This window comes from Haemophilus sp. HMSC071C11 (assembly GCF_001837655.1).
In the GTDB taxonomy this organism is placed as follows: Bacteria; Pseudomonadota; Gammaproteobacteria; order Enterobacterales; family Pasteurellaceae; genus Haemophilus; species Haemophilus influenzae.
The window spans coordinates 40,923-60,340 of record NZ_KV833402.1 but is presented as its reverse complement, the minus strand read 5'-3'; the positions used below and the strand labels follow the sequence as shown (position 1 = coordinate 60,340).

General features: G+C 38.3%; 19 protein-coding genes and 1 pseudogene. 12 read left to right on the top strand and 8 right to left on the bottom strand.

Going from position 1 to position 19,418, the window contains the following annotated elements:
• Positions 1-3: 3 nt before the first annotated feature.
• The 5 genes from nqrE (at position 4) to mnmA (ending at position 4,563) form a co-directional block, all read left to right on the top strand.
• Positions 4-600 (top strand): NADH:ubiquinone reductase (Na(+)-transporting) subunit E, encoded by a 597-nt coding sequence (nqrE, locus tag HMPREF2644_RS02290; RefSeq protein WP_005631374.1) that lies wholly within the window; start codon positions 4-6, stop codon positions 598-600.
• 12 nt (positions 601-612) lie between these two features.
• Positions 613-1,848, top strand: coding sequence for an NADH:ubiquinone reductase (Na(+)-transporting) subunit F (gene nqrF, locus HMPREF2644_RS02285; protein WP_005660831.1), 1,236 nt, complete (start codon positions 613-615; stop codon positions 1,846-1,848).
• A gap of 143 nt (positions 1,849-1,991) precedes the next feature.
• Positions 1,992-3,032 (top strand): FAD:protein FMN transferase, encoded by a 1,041-nt coding sequence (locus HMPREF2644_RS02280; RefSeq protein ID WP_005660833.1) that lies wholly within the window; start codon positions 1,992-1,994, stop codon positions 3,030-3,032.
• A gap of 2 nt (positions 3,033-3,034) precedes the next feature.
• Entirely contained in the window at positions 3,035-3,295 is a 261-nt protein-coding gene (gene nqrM, locus HMPREF2644_RS02275) for a (Na+)-NQR maturation NqrM (protein WP_005660836.1), read from the top strand.
• Positions 3,296-3,411: 116 nt separating this feature from the next.
• Positions 3,412-4,563 carry a tRNA 2-thiouridine(34) synthase MnmA gene (gene mnmA / locus HMPREF2644_RS02270; protein WP_005660840.1) on the top strand — a complete coding sequence of 384 codons (1,152 nt, stop codon included), beginning with the start codon at positions 3,412-3,414 and terminating at the stop codon, positions 4,561-4,563.
• A 43-nt stretch (positions 4,564-4,606) separates the two neighbouring features.
• Here the strand turns inward: mnmA and pgeF are convergent, their stop codons facing one another.
• Entirely contained in the window at positions 4,607-5,341 is a 735-nt protein-coding gene (pgeF, locus tag HMPREF2644_RS02265; RefSeq protein WP_005660843.1) for a peptidoglycan editing factor PgeF, read from the bottom strand.
• 1 nt (position 5,342) lies between these two features.
• Positions 5,343-6,317, bottom strand: a complete 975-nt coding sequence (rluD, locus tag HMPREF2644_RS02260; protein WP_005660845.1) for a 23S rRNA pseudouridine(1911/1915/1917) synthase RluD — start codon at positions 6,315-6,317, stop codon at positions 5,343-5,345.
• Between the two features lie 107 nt (positions 6,318-6,424).
• On the opposite strand from rluD, the gene HMPREF2644_RS02255 reads away from it, so the two are divergent.
• Complete coding sequence (locus HMPREF2644_RS02255) at positions 6,425-7,213, top strand: outer membrane protein assembly factor BamD (protein WP_011271910.1); 789 nt, start codon at positions 6,425-6,427, stop codon at positions 7,211-7,213.
• 78 nt (positions 7,214-7,291) lie between these two features.
• Here the strand turns inward: HMPREF2644_RS02255 and HMPREF2644_RS02250 are convergent, their stop codons facing one another.
• The 4 genes and pseudogenes from HMPREF2644_RS02250 to focA form a co-directional block, all read right to left on the bottom strand.
• Positions 7,292-7,774: a surface-adhesin protein E gene (locus HMPREF2644_RS02250; RefSeq protein WP_005660849.1), complete on the bottom strand. Its 483-nt coding sequence runs from the start codon at positions 7,772-7,774 to the stop codon at positions 7,292-7,294.
• A 31-nt stretch (positions 7,775-7,805) separates the two neighbouring features.
• On the bottom strand, positions 7,806-8,546 hold the full coding sequence (pflA, locus tag HMPREF2644_RS02245) for a pyruvate formate lyase 1-activating protein (RefSeq protein ID WP_005660851.1): 741 nt from the start codon (positions 8,544-8,546) through the stop codon (positions 7,806-7,808).
• A gap of 124 nt (positions 8,547-8,670) precedes the next feature.
• The gene (pflB, locus tag HMPREF2644_RS02240; protein WP_005653814.1) at positions 8,671-10,983 is read right to left on the bottom strand and encodes a formate C-acetyltransferase; all 2,313 of its coding nucleotides are present in this window, start codon (positions 10,981-10,983) and stop codon (positions 8,671-8,673) included.
• A gap of 37 nt (positions 10,984-11,020) precedes the next feature.
• A pseudogene (gene focA / locus HMPREF2644_RS02235) lies at positions 11,021-11,875 on the bottom strand (formate transporter FocA).
• 504 nt (positions 11,876-12,379) lie between these two features.
• Between focA and nagK the strand changes: the two are divergent.
• Both nagK and HMPREF2644_RS02225 read left to right on the top strand, forming a co-directional pair.
• Positions 12,380-13,294: an N-acetylglucosamine kinase gene (gene nagK, locus HMPREF2644_RS02230; protein WP_070828196.1), complete on the top strand. Its 915-nt coding sequence runs from the start codon at positions 12,380-12,382 to the stop codon at positions 13,292-13,294.
• 184 nt (positions 13,295-13,478) lie between these two features.
• Positions 13,479-14,918 (top strand): alanine/glycine:cation symporter family protein, encoded by a 1,440-nt coding sequence (locus HMPREF2644_RS02225; RefSeq protein WP_005664316.1) that lies wholly within the window; start codon positions 13,479-13,481, stop codon positions 14,916-14,918.
• Positions 14,919-15,102: 184 nt separating this feature from the next.
• On the opposite strand, the gene fghA is transcribed toward HMPREF2644_RS02225, so the two are convergent.
• Positions 15,103-15,930 (bottom strand): S-formylglutathione hydrolase, encoded by an 828-nt coding sequence (gene fghA / locus HMPREF2644_RS02220; RefSeq protein WP_042599384.1) that lies wholly within the window; start codon positions 15,928-15,930, stop codon positions 15,103-15,105.
• 8 nt (positions 15,931-15,938) lie between these two features.
• Entirely contained in the window at positions 15,939-17,048 is a 1,110-nt protein-coding gene (locus HMPREF2644_RS02215; RefSeq protein ID WP_197541710.1) for an S-(hydroxymethyl)glutathione dehydrogenase/class III alcohol dehydrogenase, read from the bottom strand.
• Between the two features lie 149 nt (positions 17,049-17,197).
• Here HMPREF2644_RS02215 and HMPREF2644_RS02210 point away from each other — a divergent pair, with 149 nt between their 5' ends.
• The 4 genes from HMPREF2644_RS02210 to tatC all read left to right on the top strand — a co-directional run bounded on the left by HMPREF2644_RS02210 (position 17,198) and on the right by tatC (position 19,394).
• The gene (locus tag HMPREF2644_RS02210; protein WP_005691542.1) at positions 17,198-17,605 is read left to right on the top strand and encodes a MerR family transcriptional regulator; all 408 of its coding nucleotides are present in this window, start codon (positions 17,198-17,200) and stop codon (positions 17,603-17,605) included.
• Positions 17,606-17,822: 217 nt separating this feature from the next.
• A complete protein-coding gene (tatA, locus tag HMPREF2644_RS02205) occupies positions 17,823-18,050 on the top strand; it encodes a twin-arginine translocase TatA/TatE family subunit (RefSeq protein WP_005648696.1) in 228 nt (75 codons plus the stop codon).
• Between the two features lie 3 nt (positions 18,051-18,053).
• Complete coding sequence (tatB, locus tag HMPREF2644_RS02200) at positions 18,054-18,614, top strand: Sec-independent protein translocase protein TatB (RefSeq protein ID WP_005688082.1); 561 nt, start codon at positions 18,054-18,056, stop codon at positions 18,612-18,614.
• Between the two features lie 9 nt (positions 18,615-18,623).
• Positions 18,624-19,394 (top strand): twin-arginine translocase subunit TatC, encoded by a 771-nt coding sequence (gene tatC, locus HMPREF2644_RS02195; RefSeq protein ID WP_005658522.1) that lies wholly within the window; start codon positions 18,624-18,626, stop codon positions 19,392-19,394.
• Positions 19,395-19,418 lie beyond the last annotated feature (24 nt).

Genomic DNA, 19,418 nt, shown 5'->3' with positions numbered 1-19,418 from the left:
TCAATGGAACATTATATTAGCCTATTTGTTAAGGCAGTCTTCATTGAAAATATGGCACTTTCTTTCTTCTTAGGAATGTGTACTTTCTTAGCGGTATCTAAAAAGGTGTCCACTGCGTTTGGTCTTGGGATTGCGGTAACTTTCGTTCTTGGTATCGCAGTGCCAGTAAACCAATTAATTTATGCAAATGTACTAAAAGAAAATGCTTTAATTGAAGGTGTAGATTTATCATTCTTAAACTTCATCACTTTCATTGGGGTTATTGCTGGTTTAGTGCAAATTCTTGAAATGGTGTTAGATAAATTTATGCCATCTCTTTATAACGCATTAGGGATTTTCTTACCTTTAATCGCAGTAAACTGTGCGATCTTTGGTGGGGTATCTTTCATGGTTCAACGTGATTACAATTTCCCTGAATCTATCGTGTATGGTTTCGGCTCAGGTTTAGGTTGGATGTTAGCGATTGTAGCGCTTGCTGGCTTAACGGAAAAAATGAAATACGCTGATATTCCTGCTGGATTAAAAGGTTTAGGTATTACCTTTATCTCTGTTGGTTTAATGGCACTAGGCTTTATGTCTTTCTCTGGTATTCAATTATAAGGAGTGTAATCAATGAGCGATTCAGTAATTCTTGCACTCGGTATTGCCGCATTCACGGTTATTGTATTAGTGTTAGTGGCAATCATCTTATTTGCGAAATCAAAATTAGTCGATTCTGGTGATATTACTATCGACATCAATGACGATCCTGAAAAAGCGATCACATTACCTGCAGGTGGCAAATTATTAGGGGCTTTAGCAAGTAAAGGTATTTTCGTGTCTTCTGCTTGCGGTGGCGGTGGCTCTTGTGGTCAATGTATTGTTAAAGTGAAAAATGGCGGTGGAGAAATTCTTCCAACCGAACTTTCTCACATTAACAAACGTGAAGCAAAAGAAGGTTATCGTCTAGCTTGTCAAGTTAATGTAAAAGGTAATATGGAAGTTGAACTTCCAGAAGAAATCTTCGGCGTGAAAAAATGGGAATGTACTGTTATTTCTAACGATAACAAAGCAACTTTTATTAAAGAACTTAAATTAGCGATCCCTGAAGGCGAGGAAGTGCCTTTCCGCGCAGGTGGTTATATCCAAATCGAAGCTGAGCCACATGTGGTGAACTATAAAGATTTCGATATTCCTGAAGAATACCACGAAGACTGGGATAAATACGATTTATGGCGTTATGTCTCTAAAGTGGACGAGCATATTATCCGTGCTTACTCAATGGCTTCATACCCTGAAGAGAAAGGTATCATTATGCTTAACGTTCGTATTGCGACTCCACCACCACGCCAACCTGATGCGCCTCCAGGTCAAATGTCTTCTTACATTTGGTCATTAAAAGCAGGAGATAAAGTCACAATTTCTGGTCCATTTGGTGAATTCTTCGCGAAAGAAACTAATGCAGAAATGGTATTTATCGGTGGTGGTGCGGGTATGGCTCCAATGCGTTCACATATCTTCGACCAATTAAAACGTTTACATTCTAAACGTAAAATGTCGTTCTGGTATGGTGCACGTTCTAAACGTGAAATATTCTATCAAGAAGACTTTGACCAATTACAAGCTGAAAATCCAAACTTTGTATGGCACGTGGCACTTTCAGATGCATTGCCTGAAGATAATTGGACTGGCTATACAGGCTTTATTCACAATGTACTTTATGAAAACTACTTGAAAAATCATGAAGCACCAGAAGACTGTGAATACTATATGTGTGGGCCTCCAGTGATGAATGCAGCTGTAATTAAAATGTTGAAAGATCTTGGTGTTGAAGATGAAAACATTTTATTAGATGACTTTGGTGGCTGATTTTAGTTAATCAATTCATCATAAAAGCTGACCGCACTTTGTGATAAAGTGCGGTCAAAATTTAAGATGTTTTTAAAAATTTTCTATGATTACAGGTAAGTTTTGTTGAGTTTGCCAGTAATTCACAAATTTAGGAAATCCAGATGAAAAAATTAATAAGCGGTATCATAGCGGTAGCAATGGCATTAAGTCTTGCTGCTTGTCAAAAAGAAACAAAAGTTATCTCTTTAAGCGGTAAAACAATGGGGACAACTTATCATGTTAAATACCTTGATGATGGTTCAATAAAAGCAACATCTGAAAAGACGCATGAAGAAATTGAAGCAATCTTAAAAGATGTGAATGCGAAAATGTCCACTTACAAAAAAGATTCGGAATTGAGCCGCTTCAATCAAAATACCCAAGTGAACACACCGATTGAGATTTCAGCAGATTTTGCCAAAGTATTAGCTGAAGCGATTCGTTTAAATAAAGTGACCGAAGGCGCGTTGGATGTAACTGTTGGTCCAGTTGTAAATTTATGGGGATTTGGTCCTGAAAAACGCCCCGAAAAACAACCTACACCAGAACAATTAGCTGAACGCCAAGCCTGGGTTGGCATTGATAAAATTGCCCTTGATATGAGTGGTGCAAAACCGACATTAAGCAAAGCACTTCCTCAAGTTTACGTAGATTTATCGTCAATTGCTAAAGGTTTTGGCGTTGATCAGGTGGCTGAAAAGTTAGAACAACTAAATGCTCAGAATTACATGGTTGAAATCGGCGGTGAAATTCGTGCGAAAGGAAAAAATATTGAAGGTAAACCTTGGCAGATTGCCATTGAAAAACCAACTACAACAGGCGAAAGAGCGGCTGAAGCTGTCATTGGATTAAACAATATGGGAATGGCAAGTTCTGGCGATTACCGTATTTACTTTGAAGAAAATGGCAAACGCTTTGCTCATGAAATTGATCCGAAAACAGGTTATCCAATTCAGCATCATTTAGCCTCAATTACGGTACTTGCACCAACCTCAATGACTGCAGATGGCTTATCTACAGGGTTATTTGTGCTGGGGGAAGACAAGGCGTTAGAAGTGGCTGAGAAAAATAATCTTGCCGTTTATTTAATCATTAGAACAGATAATGGTTTTGTTACCAAATCATCCTCTGCTTTCAAAAAATTAACAGAAACAAAAGAATAGTTATGCAAACTTTATTTTTTACTTTAATCGCTTTCGTCGCAATTATATTGTTGATGTCTATCGGCTTTATTATCAAAAAACAAAGTTTAAAAGGCAGCTGCGGTGGTTTATCTAGCCTTGGTATTGACAAAGCTTGTGATTGTGATAAACCTTGCGACACGCTTCAATCAAAATTAGATGCAGGCGATGAACAAGCAAAAGCTGAATATGAGCAAAAATTTGCGAAAAAAGATGATAACTCGCAATTTTATGAAGTGAAATAACTTGCTCAAAACTGACCGCACTTTATGTGCAAAATAAAATTAACGGCAAAATTATTTTGCCGTTTTCTAATTCAATGACCAATGTGCTTCGCCTTAACCGAAGTTACGGGAGAACTATGTTAATTTCAAATACTTATAATCAACACTTTCCTCAACTGACGCAAGAACAGCTTGCGAGAAATGCGACAAAAAAAGTGATTTGTGGTATGTCTGGTGGCGTGGATTCTTCTGTGTCAGCTTTTATTCTTCAACAGCAAGGCTATCAAGTGGAAGGCCTGTTTATGAAAAACTGGGAAGAAGATGACGATACTGATTATTGTACTGCCGCAGCTGATCTTGCAGATGCTCAAGCAGTATGCGATAAATTAGGGATCAAACTACATAAAATTAATTTTGCGGCAGAATATTGGGATAATGTCTTTGAGCATTTTTTAACTGAATATAAAGCAGGACGCACGCCGAACCCAGATATTCTATGTAATAAAGAAATTAAATTTAAAGCATTTTTAGAATATGCAGCTGAAGATCTCGGTGCAGATTATATTGCAACAGGGCATTATGTACGTAGAGCGGGAGATAATGAAAATGCAAAACTATTACGTGGTTTAGATGCCAATAAAGATCAAAGTTATTTTCTTTATACTTTAAGCCATAAACAAGTGGGGCAAAGTTTATTCCCCGTTGGTGAAATCGAGAAGCCCATTGTTCGCGCTATTGCTGAAGATCTTGGCTTAATTACGGCGAAGAAAAAAGATTCTACCGGTATTTGTTTTATTGGTGAGCGTAAATTTAAGGATTTCTTAGCACGCTATTTACCAGCTCAACCAGGTAATATTCGCACTGTAGATGATGAAATTATTGGTCGTCATGATGGATTAATGTATCACACATTGGGACAACGCAAAGGATTGGGCATTGGTGGTCTAAAAAATGCGGGAGATGAAGCTTGGTATGTAGTAGATAAAGATGTAGAAAATAATGAACTTATTGTCGCGCAAGGTCACGATCATCCTCGTTTATTTTCAAAAGGATTGATTGCTAGCCAATTACATTGGGTTGATCGCGAACCAATTCGAGAGTCATTACGTTGCACGGTGAAAACACGTTATCGCCAACAAGATATTCCTTGTGTGATTGAACCAATTGATGATGAAACTATTCGAGTGATTTTTGATGAACCTCAATCAGCAGTAACCCCAGGGCAATCTGCCGTATTTTACCTTGGCGAAGTTTGTTTGGGTGGCGGTATTATCGCAGAAAGAATATAAAACAAAGATGACTAAAAGCGCGTAAAATGCGCTTTTAAACTATTTATTCAAACCAAATGACACTCGCCATTCGTCCCGTTTGATTGTCCCTGCGATAAGAAAAGAACTTTTCTTTTTCGTTGAATGTACAGTGATTTCCACCATAAATTTGCGTAATACCTAGATTGTTTAATCGCTGAGTTGCAATTTGATAAAGATTACTCAAGTATTTACCTTCTTCGATTGCATCAGGTTGAAAGGCGAGTTTGGCTTTTTCATCTACTGCAACAAACTTTTCTACAACATCAATCCCAACTTGAAAGGCCTTTGGACCTATTGCAGGGCCAAACCACGCAATAATATCTTCAGGTTTAGCTTGAAAATATTTCACTGTTTCTTCTAGTACGCCATCGCATAAACCACGCCAGCCAGCATGTGTTGCAGCCACTTCATTGCCAGATGTTGTAGTGAATAGAACTGGCAAACAGTCTGCAGTCATAACAACGCAAACTTGATTGGGAACATTTGTATAAACTGCATCCGCTTCAAGATTTTGTCCTGAATAAGGTAATTGAAGTACTCGAGTGCTGTGTGTTTGCGTTAAAAATATAGGTTTTTGTGGCAAGCCAAATTTTTCGACTAATAAAGTGCGGTTAGTTTTTACCGCACTTTTATCATCACCGACATGATCGCCTAAGTTGAAACTCAAATAAGGCGCTAAGCTCACGCCCCCTTCACGAGTAGTGGTAAAGGCATGAATATTCTTTGGAACATTCCAATTTGGGTTAATTGCTTGCATATTAATAATCTAACTCATCTTGATGTTTGAGATAGTCGGCTTTGAGTGCATTAAGCAATTCAACAAAGTCATCTGGTAATGGTGCATACCATTCCATAATTTCCCCTGTGATTGGATGAGCTAAGCGTAACATGACCGCATGTAAAGCTTGGCGTTTGAAATTACGCAATACTTCCATAAAGTCTTCACTCGCATTTTTGGGTGGACGAGGGCGTCCGCCATAGGTTTGATCGCCTAGCAATGGATGGGCAATATGTGCCATATGAACGCGGATTTGATGCGTGCGCCCCGTTTCTAAACGTAAACGTAAACGGGTGTAGTTACGGTAATTTTCCATAATACGATAATGAGTAACAGCTGGTTTTCCCATTGGATGAACAGCCATTAAAGTACGTTTGGTTGCATGACGAGCCATAGGTTGATCTACTGTGCCGCCTTTAGTCATAATGCCTGAAGCGACTGCTTCATATTCGCGCGTAATTTTGCGTTTTTGTAAGTCTCGCACTAACTTAGTTTGTGCTGGAATGGTTTTAGCAACAACCATTAGACCTGTTGTATCTTTATCTAATCGATGCACAATTCCTGCTCTCGGTACTTCTGATATCGGTGGATAATGATAGAGTAACGCATTGAGTACAGTTCCATTTGGATTGCCAGCACCGGGGTGTACCACAAGATCTTTTGGTTTGTTAATCACAATAATATCATCATCTTCATACACAATATTCAATGGAATATTTTCTGCTTCAAAACGTGTTTCATCTTCCACTTCAACAATAATCTCTATTCTCTCTCCTCCAAACACTTTCTCACGCGGAATATTAGTAATGCGGTCGTTAAGTTTTACGAGATCGGCTTCAATCCATGTTTTTAATCGGGAACGAGAATATTCAGGGAACAACTCTGCAAGTGTTTGGTCTAAACGTTGTCCCATTTGTTCTGGCTGCACTTCAGCCGAAAGGGTAATTTGTGGCATAAATAGCTCTCAAAAATTTTAAAAGTTGGCTTATTGATTAATGTTCTATACAATAGCGGACAATTGTATCTTATTTATTGGTTTTCGTAAAAATTAAGGAAAAAACAATGCGTAAAATAAAATCTTTGGCATTGCTTGCCGTGGCAGCATTGGTTATTGGATGTTCAAGTGGTTCAAAAGATGTTGAACAAGCATCGGTAAATGAATTATACACAAAAGGTACAACATCATTACAAGAAGGTAGTTACTCTGAAGCCATTCGCTATTTAAAAGCGACGACTGAGCGTTTTCCAGGTAGCGTTTATCAAGAACAAGCAATGTTAGATTTAATTTATGCAAATTATAAAACTCAAGATTATACGCAAGTATTATTGATGGTAGATAGCTTTTTACATCAATTTCCACAAAGCCCAAATCAAGCCTATGCGGTATATATGGCTGGCTTAACTAATGCAGCAACAGGCGATAATTTCATTCAAGATTTTTTTGGAATTGACCGTGCTACACGTGAAACAACCTCTATGCGTACCGCTTTTTCTAATTTCCAAAACTTAGTTCGTGTATTCCCTAATAGCCCTTATGCTCAAGATGCTTTAGCGCGTATGGCTTATATTAAAGATGCACTGGCTCGTCACGAATTAGAGATTGCAAAATTCTATGCAAAACGTAAAGCGTGGGTAGCAGTTGCAAATCGTGTGGTAGGAATGTTAAAACAATATCCTGATACTAAAGCAACTTATGAAGGATTATTTCTGATGCAGGAAGCTTATGAAAAAATGGGTTTAACCGCATTAGCAAATGATACTCAAAAAATTATTGATGCGAATAAAGATAAAACTTTTGCACCAATTGAAAAACCAAACGAGCCAGACTTAAAAGTGCCAGCAGTAAAATAGCAATAACTGCAGAAAAATCGAATACTCTCTGCACCTAAAAGTTGAATAAAATTTAAACTAATTAAGGTGCAGATTTTTTTATTTTTTATCAACTGAAAATGCTTCACCATAATTCGCACAAATAATCTGAGCAGCATTATAAAGCGTTGTATCAGGTGTTAAACTTAACGTATGTTTCTTTTGCTTTTTAGGTGCTGCCCGCAAACCCTGTCCCCAAAATTCATCATAGAAATCAGTTCGTACTTGAGTTAAATGATAATTTGCACAATTCAAGATCTTATACTGACGAACAGAACGTGCATAACGTTTAGGCTCAGGATAAACATACAATCCCTTATCTAAATTCACCACTGCATCAAAATGTACAATTTGTGGCTCTTGGTTATCCACCCAGATCGATTCACTATCGATGTAATAATTCACATTCTTTACCAAACGTATATATCCGCTTCGTACATCAGTCGGCGGTGCCAGCTTCACATCATTTTGTTTAGCCTTTTGGATTTGAGCAGAACAGGCAGTAAGTAACCCAAGTGATAATGTTAAAATAATTTTTTTCATTATTTACTCCTTATGTTAGCTGACATTTATTCTAGAATTTTACAGTGTGCCCATAACCTTCTAGGATTGTTTTAATATGCTCTAAGGATTCTTTAGTTGGCGGTAATACATCTTCAAGCTCATAATCTAACCCAAGGGTTTTCCATTTATGTGCACCTAATCGATGATAAGGAAGAAGCTCAACTTTTTCAATATTGGTCATACCTTCAATAAACTGACCTAATAAATGCACATCGTGATCGCTATCAGTATAACCAGGAACCACAACATAACGAATCCAGGTATGTTGATTACGTTTTTGCAAATATTTTGCAAATTCAAGGGTACGTTTATTGGGTACCCCAATAAGATTTTGATGAACTTGATCATTAAGCTCTTTTAAATCGAGTAAAACAAGATCTGTTACATCTAATAATTCATCAATAATATGATTATAATGACGTACAAAACCATTTGTATCCAAGCAAGTATTAATCCCTTCCGCTTTACAAGCTCGGAACCAATCGCGTACAAACTCTGCTTGTAACACAGCCTCGCCACCAGATGCCGTAACACCACCGCCAGTAGCATTCATAAAATGGCGATAAGTCACGACTTCTTTCATTAAATCTTCGACACTGATTTCTTTCCCCCCTTCAAGATCCCAAGTATCACGATTGTGGCAATATTTGCAGCGCATCAAGCAGCCTTGCATAAATAAAATAAAACGAATACCTGGCCCATCTACAGTGCCACAGGATTCAAAAGAGTGAATTCGTCCAAGAACTGACATACATAAATTTCCTAAAATTAGATATAGCTAAATTTTACCAAATATTTAGTCTATAAAAAATGAGCCTGATTTAAATCAGGCTCATTATGTTCCCACCAAAGTGCGGTCAAAAATAAAAATGTTTTTACATTGACTCTGTGAAAGTTCTAGTAATTACGTCTTGTTGTTGCTCTTTAGTTAAAGAGTTAAAACGTACTGCGTAACCAGATACACGGATAGTCAATTGTGGATATTTATCCGGATTTTCCATTGCATCTAACAACATTTCACGGTTTAACACGTTCACATTTAAGTGTTGGCCACCTTCAACCGTTGCTTCGTGGTGGAAGTAACCATCCATTAAGCCAGCAAGGTTGCGACGTTGTGCTTCGGCATCTTTACCTAACGCATTTGGTACGATTGAGAAGGTATAAGAAATACCATCTTTCGCGTAAGCAAATGGAAGTTTAGCTACAGAAGTTAATGATGCTACCGCACCTTTTTGGTCACGTCCGTGCATTGGGTTCGCACCTGGTCCGAATGGTGCACCAGCACGACGGCCATCTGGGGTGTTGCCCGTTTTCTTACCATAAACTACGTTAGAAGTAATGGTTAATACAGATTGTGTAGGCACTGCATTGCGGTAAGTTTTAAGTTTTTGAATTTTCTTCATGAAACGTTCAACTAAGTCACAAGCGATGTCATCAACACGGTTATCGTTATTACCATATTGTGGATATTCACCTTCAATTTCAAAGTCGATTGCTACGTTAGTTGCAACAACATTGCCATCTTTATCTTTGATGTCGCCACGAACTGGTTTAACTTTTGCATATTTGATTGCTGAAAGTGAGTCAGCCGCAACAGAAAGACCTGCGATACCACAAGCCATGGTACGGTATACATCACGATCATGTAATGCCATTAATGCGGCTTCGTATGAATATTTATCGTGCATATAGTGGATTACGTTTAAGGCAGTCACATATTGTTTAGCCAACCAATCCATAAAGCTATCCATACGAGTCATTACTGTATCGAAATCTAATACTTCATCAGTAATTGGTGCAGTTTTCGGGCCTACTTGCATACCTAATTTTTCATCAATACCGCCGTTGATTGCGTATAACAATGTTTTCGCTAAGTTTGCACGTGCACCGAAGAATTGCATTTGTTTACCCACAATCATTGGTGATACACAACATGCGATTGCGTAGTCATCATTGTTGAAGTCTGGACGCATTAAATCATCGTTTTCGTATTGAACTGATGAGGTATCAATCGATACTTTTGCACAGAAACGTTTGAAGTTTTCAGGTAATTGTTCAGACCAAAGAATGGTTAAGTTTGGCTCTGGGGAAGTACCCATGTTGTAAAGGGTGTGTAAAATACGGAATGTATTTTTGGTTACTAATGTACGACCATCTAAACCCATACCTGCGATGGTTTCAGTTGCCCACATTGGGTCGCCTGAGAATAATTGATCGTATTCAGGTGTACGTAAGAAACGAACCATACGAAGTTTCATAACTAAGTGGTCAACTAATTCTTGCGCTTCAGTTTCAGTAATTTTTCCTGCTTTTAAATCACGCTCAATGTACACGTCAATAAAGGTTGCGGTACGACCGAATGACATTGCAGCACCATTTTGTGATTTTATTGCAGCAAGATAAGCAAAGTACATCCATTGAATGGCTTCTTGAGCATTAGTTGCTGGGTTAGAAATATCATAACCATAGCTTGCTGCCATTTGTTTTAATTGACCTAATGCACGGTGTTGTTCTGCGATTTCTTCACGTAAACGAATTGTTGCTTCAAGATTTACGCCATCTTCTAAATCTTTTTGTAAAGAAGAGAATTGTGCATATTTATCTTTCATTAAGAAATCTACACCATAAAGTGCTACACGACGGTAGTCACCGATGATACGACCACGACCATAAGCATCTGGAAGACCAGTTAATACCCCAGATTTACGGCAACGTAAAATATCTGGCGTGTAAACATCGAATACACCTTGGTTATGTGTTTTACGGTATTCAGTGAAGATTTTTTTCACTTTTGGATCAAGTTCACGACCATAAACTTTACAAGAACCTTCCACCATTTTGATACCACCGAATGGCATAATGGCACGTTTTAAAGGTTCATCAGTTTGAAGACCAACGATTTTTTCTAAATCTTTGTTAATGTAACCGGGTGCGTGAGAGATAATGGTAGATGGTGTATGTTCATCAAAATCTAATGGCGCGTGAGTACGGTTTTCAATTTTAATTCCTTCCATTACAGATTCCCAAAGCTTGGTTGTTGCTTCGGTTGGACCTGCTAAGAAAGAGTCATCGCCTTCATAAGGGGTATAGTTTTTTTGGATAAAGTCACGTACATTGACATTTTCTTGCCAATCGCCACCAGCAAAACCAGCCCACGCCAATTTTTGCATTTCATTAAGTTCTGACATAGTCATTTCCTTTGTTAATTAATAAATAAGTAAATCTTTAATGCGTTTTGGTTAAATAACGTTGGAATACACCAATACAAATTGCCCCGCCGACAATATTTCCCAACGTTACAGGGATTAAATTCTTCACGATGAAATGGTACAAATCTAAATCTGCGTATTTCATCGGATCAACGCCGATTTGTTGCCAAAATTCAGGTGTACTAAAATGTGCGGTAATAATTCCCATCGGAATCATAAACATATTAGCCACACAGTGTTCAAATCCTGATGCAACAAACAAACCAATCGGCATAATCATAATAAATGCTTTGTCTGTAACAGTCTTACCAGAATAAGACATCCAAACCGCCACACACACCATAATGTTACATAAAATACCTAGGTTAAAAGCTTCAAACCAAGTGTGATGAATTTTATGTTGGGCGGTTGCAAGAATTGTTAAACCCCATTGACCATTTGCTGCCATTGTTTGTCCACTAAATCAAATAACAGCCGCAATAAATAAACCACCAACGAAGTTGCCCAAATATACTACGATCCAATTTCGAATCATTTGTGTCGTGGTGATTCTACCGCCTACACGGGCGACTAAAGTTAAAGTAGAAGAAGTGAATAATTCAGATCCTAAAATCACCACCATAATTACGCCCAAGGAGAATACTAACCCACCTACTAACTTGGTTAATCCCCAAGGTGCGCCTGCACTAGCAGTTTGTGTTGTCGTGTAAAATACAAAGGCTAAGGCAATACAAGCACCAGCACTAATACCAGACATAAACGATAAAAATGGACGTTTATTTGCTTTATAAGTTGCTGTATTTTCTGCATAATCCGTTGCTTCAACAGGTGTGAGCGCAACAGAAGATAGTTTTTGATTTTCTGATGCCATAATCAAACTCCAACTATTGACATTGAAAAAGTTGATGAAAATTTAATACTTTTAACAAGTTTACGACTACAAATACTTCTATAATTGGTGCTATTTTACTCTCCTCCCCTTTCATTGCAAAGAAAAGCAAAAATTATTTCAACAAACTTTGATATTTTGCAAGGTTTGTTTAATTAAAGACAAAATTCCCATATTAATATTCGCTCAATTTCATACATTCAGAGTAAGTAAAGCACTTAATTTGAAACTTGTTTTATTCGCGTAATACCGTGAATTCCCCCAGATAATCATCCACTTTTCCAAAACCTTGATTATTCACAACAGGCAAATTCATAATTTTTTCAAACGAACCAGATTAAGTGTATAGACTTGCTATTTTGAGTAATTAATAGCATTATTTTGATCTTTTTGAAGAAAAAGGCGATCTTTGTCATAAAATAATGATTTAAGTGCGGTTAAAATTTTGCCTAATTTTAACCGCACTTCTTTATACAGGAGCAGATTATGTATTATGGTTTAGATATTGGTGGCACGAAAATAGAGCTTGCCGTATTCAATGAAAAATTAGAAAAATTATATTCTGAACGGGTACCAACACCTAAAACCGACTATGAAGAATGGCTTAACACGATTGTGGATTTAGTGAATCGTGCTGATGAAAAGTTTGGTGAGGTGGGCACCGTAGGTTTGGGCGTACCTGGTTTTGTTAATCAACAAACTGGATTAGCCGAAATTGCCAATATTCGTGTGGCAGATAATAAACCAATTTTATGCGATTTGTCCGCGCGTTTGGGCCGTGAAGTGCGGGCAGAAAATGACGCAAATTGTTTTGCGTTATCTGAAGCATGGGATACGGAAAATCAGCAATATTCGACTGTACTTGGTTTAATTCTTGGGACTGGTTTTGGTGGTGGCTTTGTCTTAAACGGTAAAGTTCATTCAGGTCAAGTGGGAATGGCGGGAGAGCTTGGTCATTTACAACTAAATTATCATGCCTTGAAATTATTGGGATGGGATAACGCCCCTATTTATCAATGTGGTTGTGGCAACAAGGCTTGTTTGGATAATTATTTGTCTGGTCGCGGTTTTGAAATGCTTTATCGAGATTTGAAAGGCGAAACATTATCTGCTCGTGAAATTATTGATTTGTTCTATCAAGGCAATGAAAGTGCGGTAGATTTTGTGAATCTTTTTGTTGAGTTGGCGGCGATTTCTATTGGCAATATCATTACGGCATTTGATCCGCATATGATTGTACTCGGCGGTGGATTATCTAATTTTGATTACCTTTATGAGGCTTTACCAAAAGCATTACCGCCTCACTTGATGCGGACAGCAAAAGTTCCACCAATTAAAAAAGCGAAACACGGCGATTCTGGTGGTGTGCGTGGCGCGGCAGCGTTGTTTTTAACCAAATAATTCAACAAACTAGTGGGGCGTATTCAAATAATATGCCCTTTGTTTTTGAAAAATATTTAGAATATTCTAAATTTATTAGATTTTTTCTTTTTTGTTTTTCTTTTCTTTAGAGAAATTATTAAAAAATCTCGCCTTTTCATTGAAAAACCATACAATCAAATTATTTATCGCTTGAGGGATGATTATGGACTTTGAATTTTCAAAAATGTTAGAAGAAGTGCTAACTTGGATAGTCGCACACCTTGACGGGCCTTTATGGGATGTCACAATTATTATTTTGCTTGGGACTGGTCTATTTTTTACCATTACAACAGGATTTGTGCAGTTCCGTTTATTCCCAGCAAGTCTTCGTGAAATGTGGTTTGGTCGTGCGGTGGAGGGTAGTTCGTTAACACCTTTCCAAGCATTTACGACAGGTCTTGCGAGCCGCGTTGGTGTGGGTAACATTGGTGGGGTTGCAACGGCAATCGCCTTGGGAGGCGAAGGCGCAGTGTTTTGGATGTGGGTAACGGCATTTATTGGTATGTCGAGTGCTTTCGCTGAATCTACCCTTGCTCAATTATTTAAAATTCAAGATAAAGATGGATCATTCCGCGGTGGCCCTGCTTATTATATTGTTCAAGGTTTAAAATCACGTTGTATGGCAGTGGCTTTTGCACTTGCATTAATTTTTACATTTGGTTTTGCCTTTAATTCTGTGCAGGCAAACTCTATTGTTGAAGCAACGAGTAATGCGTGGAATTGGAAAGGGGAATATGTCGGTATTTCATTAGTAATTTTTACCGCACTTATTATTTTCGGTGGCGTTAAGCGTATTGCGATTATTTCGAGCAACCTTGTACCAATGATGGCACTTTTCTATTTGATTATAGCAGTAATTATTCTTGGCATGCATATTGATATGATCCCTTCCGTGATTCATCGTATTGTTCAAAGTGCATTTAGTTTTGATGCTGCCGCTGGCGGAATGTTTGGTGCATTGGTATCGAAAGCAATGATGATGGGGATTAAACGTGGTTTATTCTCAAACGAAGCGGGGATGGGATCTGCGCCTAATTCGGCTGCAGCAGCTCACGTTAAGCATCCAGTTAGCCAAGGTTTAGTGCAAATGCTCGGTGTGTTTGTTGATACAATGATCGTTTGTACTTGTACTGCCGTTATTATTTTGCTTTCGAATAATTATGGTAGCGAAACGCTCAAAAGTATCTCACTTACGCAAAATGCTTTGCAATACCACATAGGTGAATTTGGGGTGCATTTCCTGGCGTTTATCTTATTGTTATTCGCTTATTCTTCTATTATTGGTAACTATGCTTATGCGGAAAGCAATATCCGTTTTATAAAAAATAAACCTTGGTTTGTATTTTTGTTCCGTTTAATGGTGCTATTTTTCGTGTATTTCGGTGCGGTTCGCTCTGGCAATGTGGTGTGGAATTTCGCAGATACGGTGATGGCTGTCATGGCAATCATTAACTTGATCGCAATTTTGATGTTGTCGCCAATCGTATGGAAATTAATGAAGGATTATCAACGCCAGCTTAAAGAAGGAAAAACGCCAGAGTTTAAAATTGATGAATACCCTGAATTACGTAAGAAAATATTTGATTCCCGCATTTGGAAATAAAGATAAAATGGCTAGAAAGAGATTATCTACCTTTCCAAAGAGTTAGATTATTATTTAAAGAAATTTTTTGATATTGTTTCAGGCTTGGTTCTTCTAGTTCAGACTGAATAAACTATTGCCGGCACTTTTTACCGCCCTCGTGCCGGCTATCCCAAACTGCTTTGAAAACTGACCGCTCTTTAGCTTACTTCAAAAATTCCGCATGATAGGCAATATGCTCGCCAATAAAACTGGCGATGAAGTAATAGCTGTGATCATAGCCTTTATGGAAGCGCACATCGACAGGCTGACTTGCCACTCGACAGGTTTCGATAAAATCTTCGGTACGCAATTGTGTAGGCAAAAACTCATCTTCCAAGCCCTGCTCAATGCGCATACCTTGCACTTTATAGCCTTGTTGAATGAGCGAGCTGGCATCATATTGCTGCCATTTTTCACGATCTTCCCCTAAATAGGTAGAAAAGGCTTTTTCTCCCCAAGGCACCTGGCTTGGCGATAAAATAGGCGAAAAGGCAGAAACACTTTGATAACGTTCCCGATTTCGCAGTGCCAATACCAATGCACCGTGTCCGCCCATTGAATGTCCCATAATGGAACGTTTGCCGTTAGTAGGGAAATTTGCTTCAATCAAATCAGGCAATTCATTCAAGATATAATCATACATTTGATAATTCGTCGCCCAAGGCTGCTCGGTCGCATTAAGATAAAAGCCCGCTCCCTGCCCTAAATCGTAAGCCGCATCATTCGGCACTTGCTCTCCGCGAGGGCTAGTATCGGGGGCAACCACAATCACTTGATGTTCTGCGGCATAACGTTGAAAGCCTGATTTGGTAATGAAATTTTGTTCTGTACAAGTTAAGCCAGAAAGCCAATAAATCACGCCAAGAGGTCGATTCTCCGGATTATTTGGCAAATAGACGGCAAATTTCATTTCACATTGAAGTGTTTGGGCATTATGTGCCCAAACTTGCTGTGAACCGCCAAAAATTTGATGTTGTTCAATTAGTTTCATAGCGTACCTTAGTAGTGAATAACAGTACGGATTGATTTACCTTCGTGCATTAATTCAAAGGCTTCATTAATTTGATCAAGTGGCATTGTGTGAGTCACAAACGGTTCTAACTGGATGTCGCCTTTCATTGAATCTTCCACCATTTGCGGAAGTTCAGAGCGACCTTTCACGCCACCAAATGCCGAGCCTTTCCAAACACGGCCTGTTACCAATTGGAACGGACGCGTTGAAATTTCTTGTCCTGCACCCGCTACGCCGATGATAATGGATTGTCCCCAGCCACGGTGAGCACTTTCTAATGCTTGACGCATTACGTTTACATTACCGATACATTCAAAGGTATGGTCAATGCCCCATTTATTAATATCTAACAACACATCTTTGATCGGCTTATCGTAATCATTAGGGTTTAAACAATCCGTTGCACCAAACTGTTTTGCCAACTCAAATTTTGCAGGATTGGTATCAATGGCGATAATACGGCCGGCTTTGGCTTGACGTGCACCTTGTACTACCGCTAAACCAATCGCACCCAAGCCAAACACGGCAACAGAGTCGCCTTCTTGCACTTTTGCCGTATTATGTACCGCACCAATACCTGTGGTAACGCCACAGCCAAGTAAACATACTTGTTCGTGGTTGGCTTCTGGGTTGATTTTCGCCAGTGAAACTTCTGCAACAACTGAGTATTCACTGAAAGTCGAACAGCCCATATAGTGATAGATCGGCTGACCTTGATAAGAAAAACGTGTCGTGCAATCAGGCATTAAGCCTTTACCTTGCGTGTCACGCACTGAGACGCATAGGTTGGTTTTACCCGAGCGACAAAACTCACATTCGCCACATTCAGCAGTATAAAGAGGAATGACGTGATCGCCCGGTTTTACGCTTAACACACCTTCGCCAACCGCAACAACCACACCCGCACCTTCGTGTCCTAGCACCACAGGGAATACCCCTTCAGGATCGCTTCCTGATAACGTAAACGCATCAGTATGGCAAACGCCCGTGTGCGTGTTACGAATTAACACTTCGCCTTTGCGAGGCATTTCTACGTCGATTTCCACAATTTGTAAGGGTTGATTTGGGGCGAATGCTACCGCCGCACGAGATTTGATGGTTGAGTTGATTTGTTTAATTTCCATTGTTTTTCCTCTTAATCCATTGACAAAGTTGCCTTACGTAAGCAAGATAGCAACAGTTTACACTTTAGAGTTCACTCTAAAGCAAGTGTTTTTTTACCATTTTTGTTTAAAGGGAATAAAAAGTGACTTACACCACCGCTAAAGCTGCTGAAAAAATAGGCATTTCCGCCTACACCTTACGCTTTTATGACAAAGAAGGCTTGTTACCTAATGTCGGACGTGATGAATACGGTAATCGCCGTTTTACCGACAAGGATTTGCAATGGTTGAGTTTATTACAATGCTTGAAAAATACAGGAATGAGCTTAAAAGACATCAAACGCTTTGCAGAATGTACCATCATTGGCGACGATACTATTGAAGAACGCCTTTCCTTATTTGAAAATCAAACAAAAAATGTAAAGTGTCAAATTGCCGAATTAAAACGTTATTTAGATTTGCTTGAATACAAATTAGCGTTTTACCAAAAAGCGAAAGCACTAGGCTCGGTAAAAGCTGTGAATTTACCGCAAATTCCTGAAACGAGCTAAAAGGATAAAAGTGCTCACATCACAGAATTAGAAGAAAAATACAATTTTTAGAGATAGATAAATTTTAACTTTTTTATTACATCAATAAGTTAAAAATCAGGTTTTGTGATCAAGATCAGGATAACATAAAAATAATCTCCTATAGCTATTGTTCTAAATGGCTAAAAAGAGTATATTCCGAGCCAAATTTTTTCTTTTTTACAGAACGGAGTTTATTATGTTTGGTTTATCCCCCGCTCAACTGATTATTTTATTAGTCGTTATTTTATTGATTTTTGGCACGAAAAAATTAAGAAATGCTGGCTCAGATCTTGGTGCAGCAGTGAAAGGTTTCAAAAAGGCGATGAAAGAAGATGAAAAAGTAAAAGATGCGGAATTTAAGTCTATAGATAATGAAACAGCGTCTGCAAAAAAAGAAAATATAAAAGAGAAAGAGCAGGCTTAATCCGTGTTTGATATTGGTTTTTCAGAACTTATTTTACTAATGGTTTTGGGATTGGTTGTATTAGGCCCGAAACGTTTGCCTATAGCAATTCGCACTGTAATGGATTGGGTAAAAACAATTCGTGGTTTAGCTGCTAACGTTCAAAATGAGTTGAAACAAGAGCTAAAATTGCAAGAATTACAAGATAGTATTAAAAAAGCGGAATCCCTTAACTTGCAAGCCCTTTCACCAGAATTGAGTAAAACGGTGGAAGAATTAAAAGCTCAAGCAGATAAGATGAAAGCGGAGCTAGAAGATAAAGCAGCTCAAGCTGGTACAACGGTGGAAGATCAAATCAAAGAAATCAAAAATGCGGCTGAAAATGCAGAAAAACCTCAAAATGCAATCTCAGTTGAGGAGGCTGCAGAAACTTTATCTGAAGCAGAAAAAACACCTACAGATTTGACCGCACTTGAAACTCACGAGAAAGTAGAACTGAACACACATTTATCTAGCTATTATCCTCCTGATGATATTGAAATCGCTCCAGCGTCAAAATCTCAATCTTCAAAAACTAAATCATAGCGAGTTTTTATGAGTAATGTGGATGAATCTCAACCTTTAATTACGCACCTTGTTGAACTAAGAAACCGTTTATTACGCTGTGTGATTTGTGTAGTGTTGGTTTTTGTTGCTTTGGTGTATTTTTCCAATGATATTTATCATTTTGTTGCTGCACCTTTAACGGCTGTTATGCCAAAAGGCGCAACAATGATTGCAACCAATATTCAAACTCCTTTCTTTACGCCAATTAAATTAACTGCGATTGTTGCAATTTTTATTTCTGTCCCTTATTTGCTTTATCAAATTTGGGCTTTTATTGCACCTGCTTTATATCAGCACGAAAAACGGATGATTTATCCGTTGTTATTTTCCAGTACGATTTTATTTTATTGCGGTGTTGCTTTTGCTTACTATGTCGTCTTTCCTCTTGTATTCAGCTTCTTTACACAAACAGCCCCAGAAGGCGTTACCATCGCAACAGATATTAGTAGTTATTTAGATTTTGCTTTAGCGTTATTTTTAGCTTTTGGCGTTTGTTTTGAAGTGCCAATTGCGATTATTCTACTTTGCTGGACTGGTATTACCACTGTAAAGGCTCTTTCCGAAAAACGCCCTTATATTATTGTTGCAGCATTTTTTATTGGAATGCTTTTAACGCCTCCTGATGTTTTTTCACAAACTTTGCTTGCCATACCGATGTGCTTGCTGTTTGAGCTCGGTCTATTGGTCGCTCGATTTTATCAACCAAAAGACGACGAAAGTGCGGTTAAAAATAATGATGAATCAGAAAAAACACAATGATGAACTTAATTGTTAATAGTATGG

Excerpts from the sequence above, each read along its gene's own strand:
- fghA (WP_042599384.1), bottom strand. The coding sequence starts at position 15,930 with ATGAAACTAATTGAACAACATCAAATTTTTGGCGGTTCACAGCAAGTT.
- HMPREF2644_RS02255 (WP_011271910.1), top strand. The coding sequence starts at position 6,425 with ATGCGTAAAATAAAATCTTTGGCATTGCTTGCCGTGGCAGCATTGGTT.
- tatA (WP_005648696.1), top strand. The coding sequence starts at position 17,823 with ATGTTTGGTTTATCCCCCGCTCAACTGATTATTTTATTAGTCGTTATT.
- pgeF (WP_005660843.1), bottom strand. The coding sequence starts at position 5,341 with ATGCAAGCAATTAACCCAAATTGGAATGTTCCAAAGAATATTCATGCC.
- pflB (WP_005653814.1), bottom strand. The coding sequence starts at position 10,983 with ATGTCAGAACTTAATGAAATGCAAAAATTGGCGTGGGCTGGTTTTGCT.
- nqrM (WP_005660836.1), top strand. The coding sequence starts at position 3,035 with ATGCAAACTTTATTTTTTACTTTAATCGCTTTCGTCGCAATTATATTG.
- HMPREF2644_RS02225 (WP_005664316.1), top strand. The coding sequence starts at position 13,479 with ATGGACTTTGAATTTTCAAAAATGTTAGAAGAAGTGCTAACTTGGATA.
- rluD (WP_005660845.1), bottom strand. The coding sequence starts at position 6,317 with ATGCCACAAATTACCCTTTCGGCTGAAGTGCAGCCAGAACAAATGGGA.
- HMPREF2644_RS02280 (WP_005660833.1), top strand. The coding sequence starts at position 1,992 with ATGAAAAAATTAATAAGCGGTATCATAGCGGTAGCAATGGCATTAAGT.
- mnmA (WP_005660840.1), top strand. The coding sequence starts at position 3,412 with ATGTTAATTTCAAATACTTATAATCAACACTTTCCTCAACTGACGCAA.
- nqrE (WP_005631374.1), top strand. The coding sequence starts at position 4 with ATGGAACATTATATTAGCCTATTTGTTAAGGCAGTCTTCATTGAAAAT.
- HMPREF2644_RS02250 (WP_005660849.1), bottom strand. The coding sequence starts at position 7,774 with ATGAAAAAAATTATTTTAACATTATCACTTGGGTTACTTACTGCCTGT.
- pflA (WP_005660851.1), bottom strand. The coding sequence starts at position 8,546 with ATGTCAGTTCTTGGACGAATTCACTCTTTTGAATCCTGTGGCACTGTA.
- tatC (WP_005658522.1), top strand. The coding sequence starts at position 18,624 with ATGAGTAATGTGGATGAATCTCAACCTTTAATTACGCACCTTGTTGAA.
- nagK (WP_070828196.1), top strand. The coding sequence starts at position 12,380 with ATGTATTATGGTTTAGATATTGGTGGCACGAAAATAGAGCTTGCCGTA.
- nqrF (WP_005660831.1), top strand. The coding sequence starts at position 613 with ATGAGCGATTCAGTAATTCTTGCACTCGGTATTGCCGCATTCACGGTT.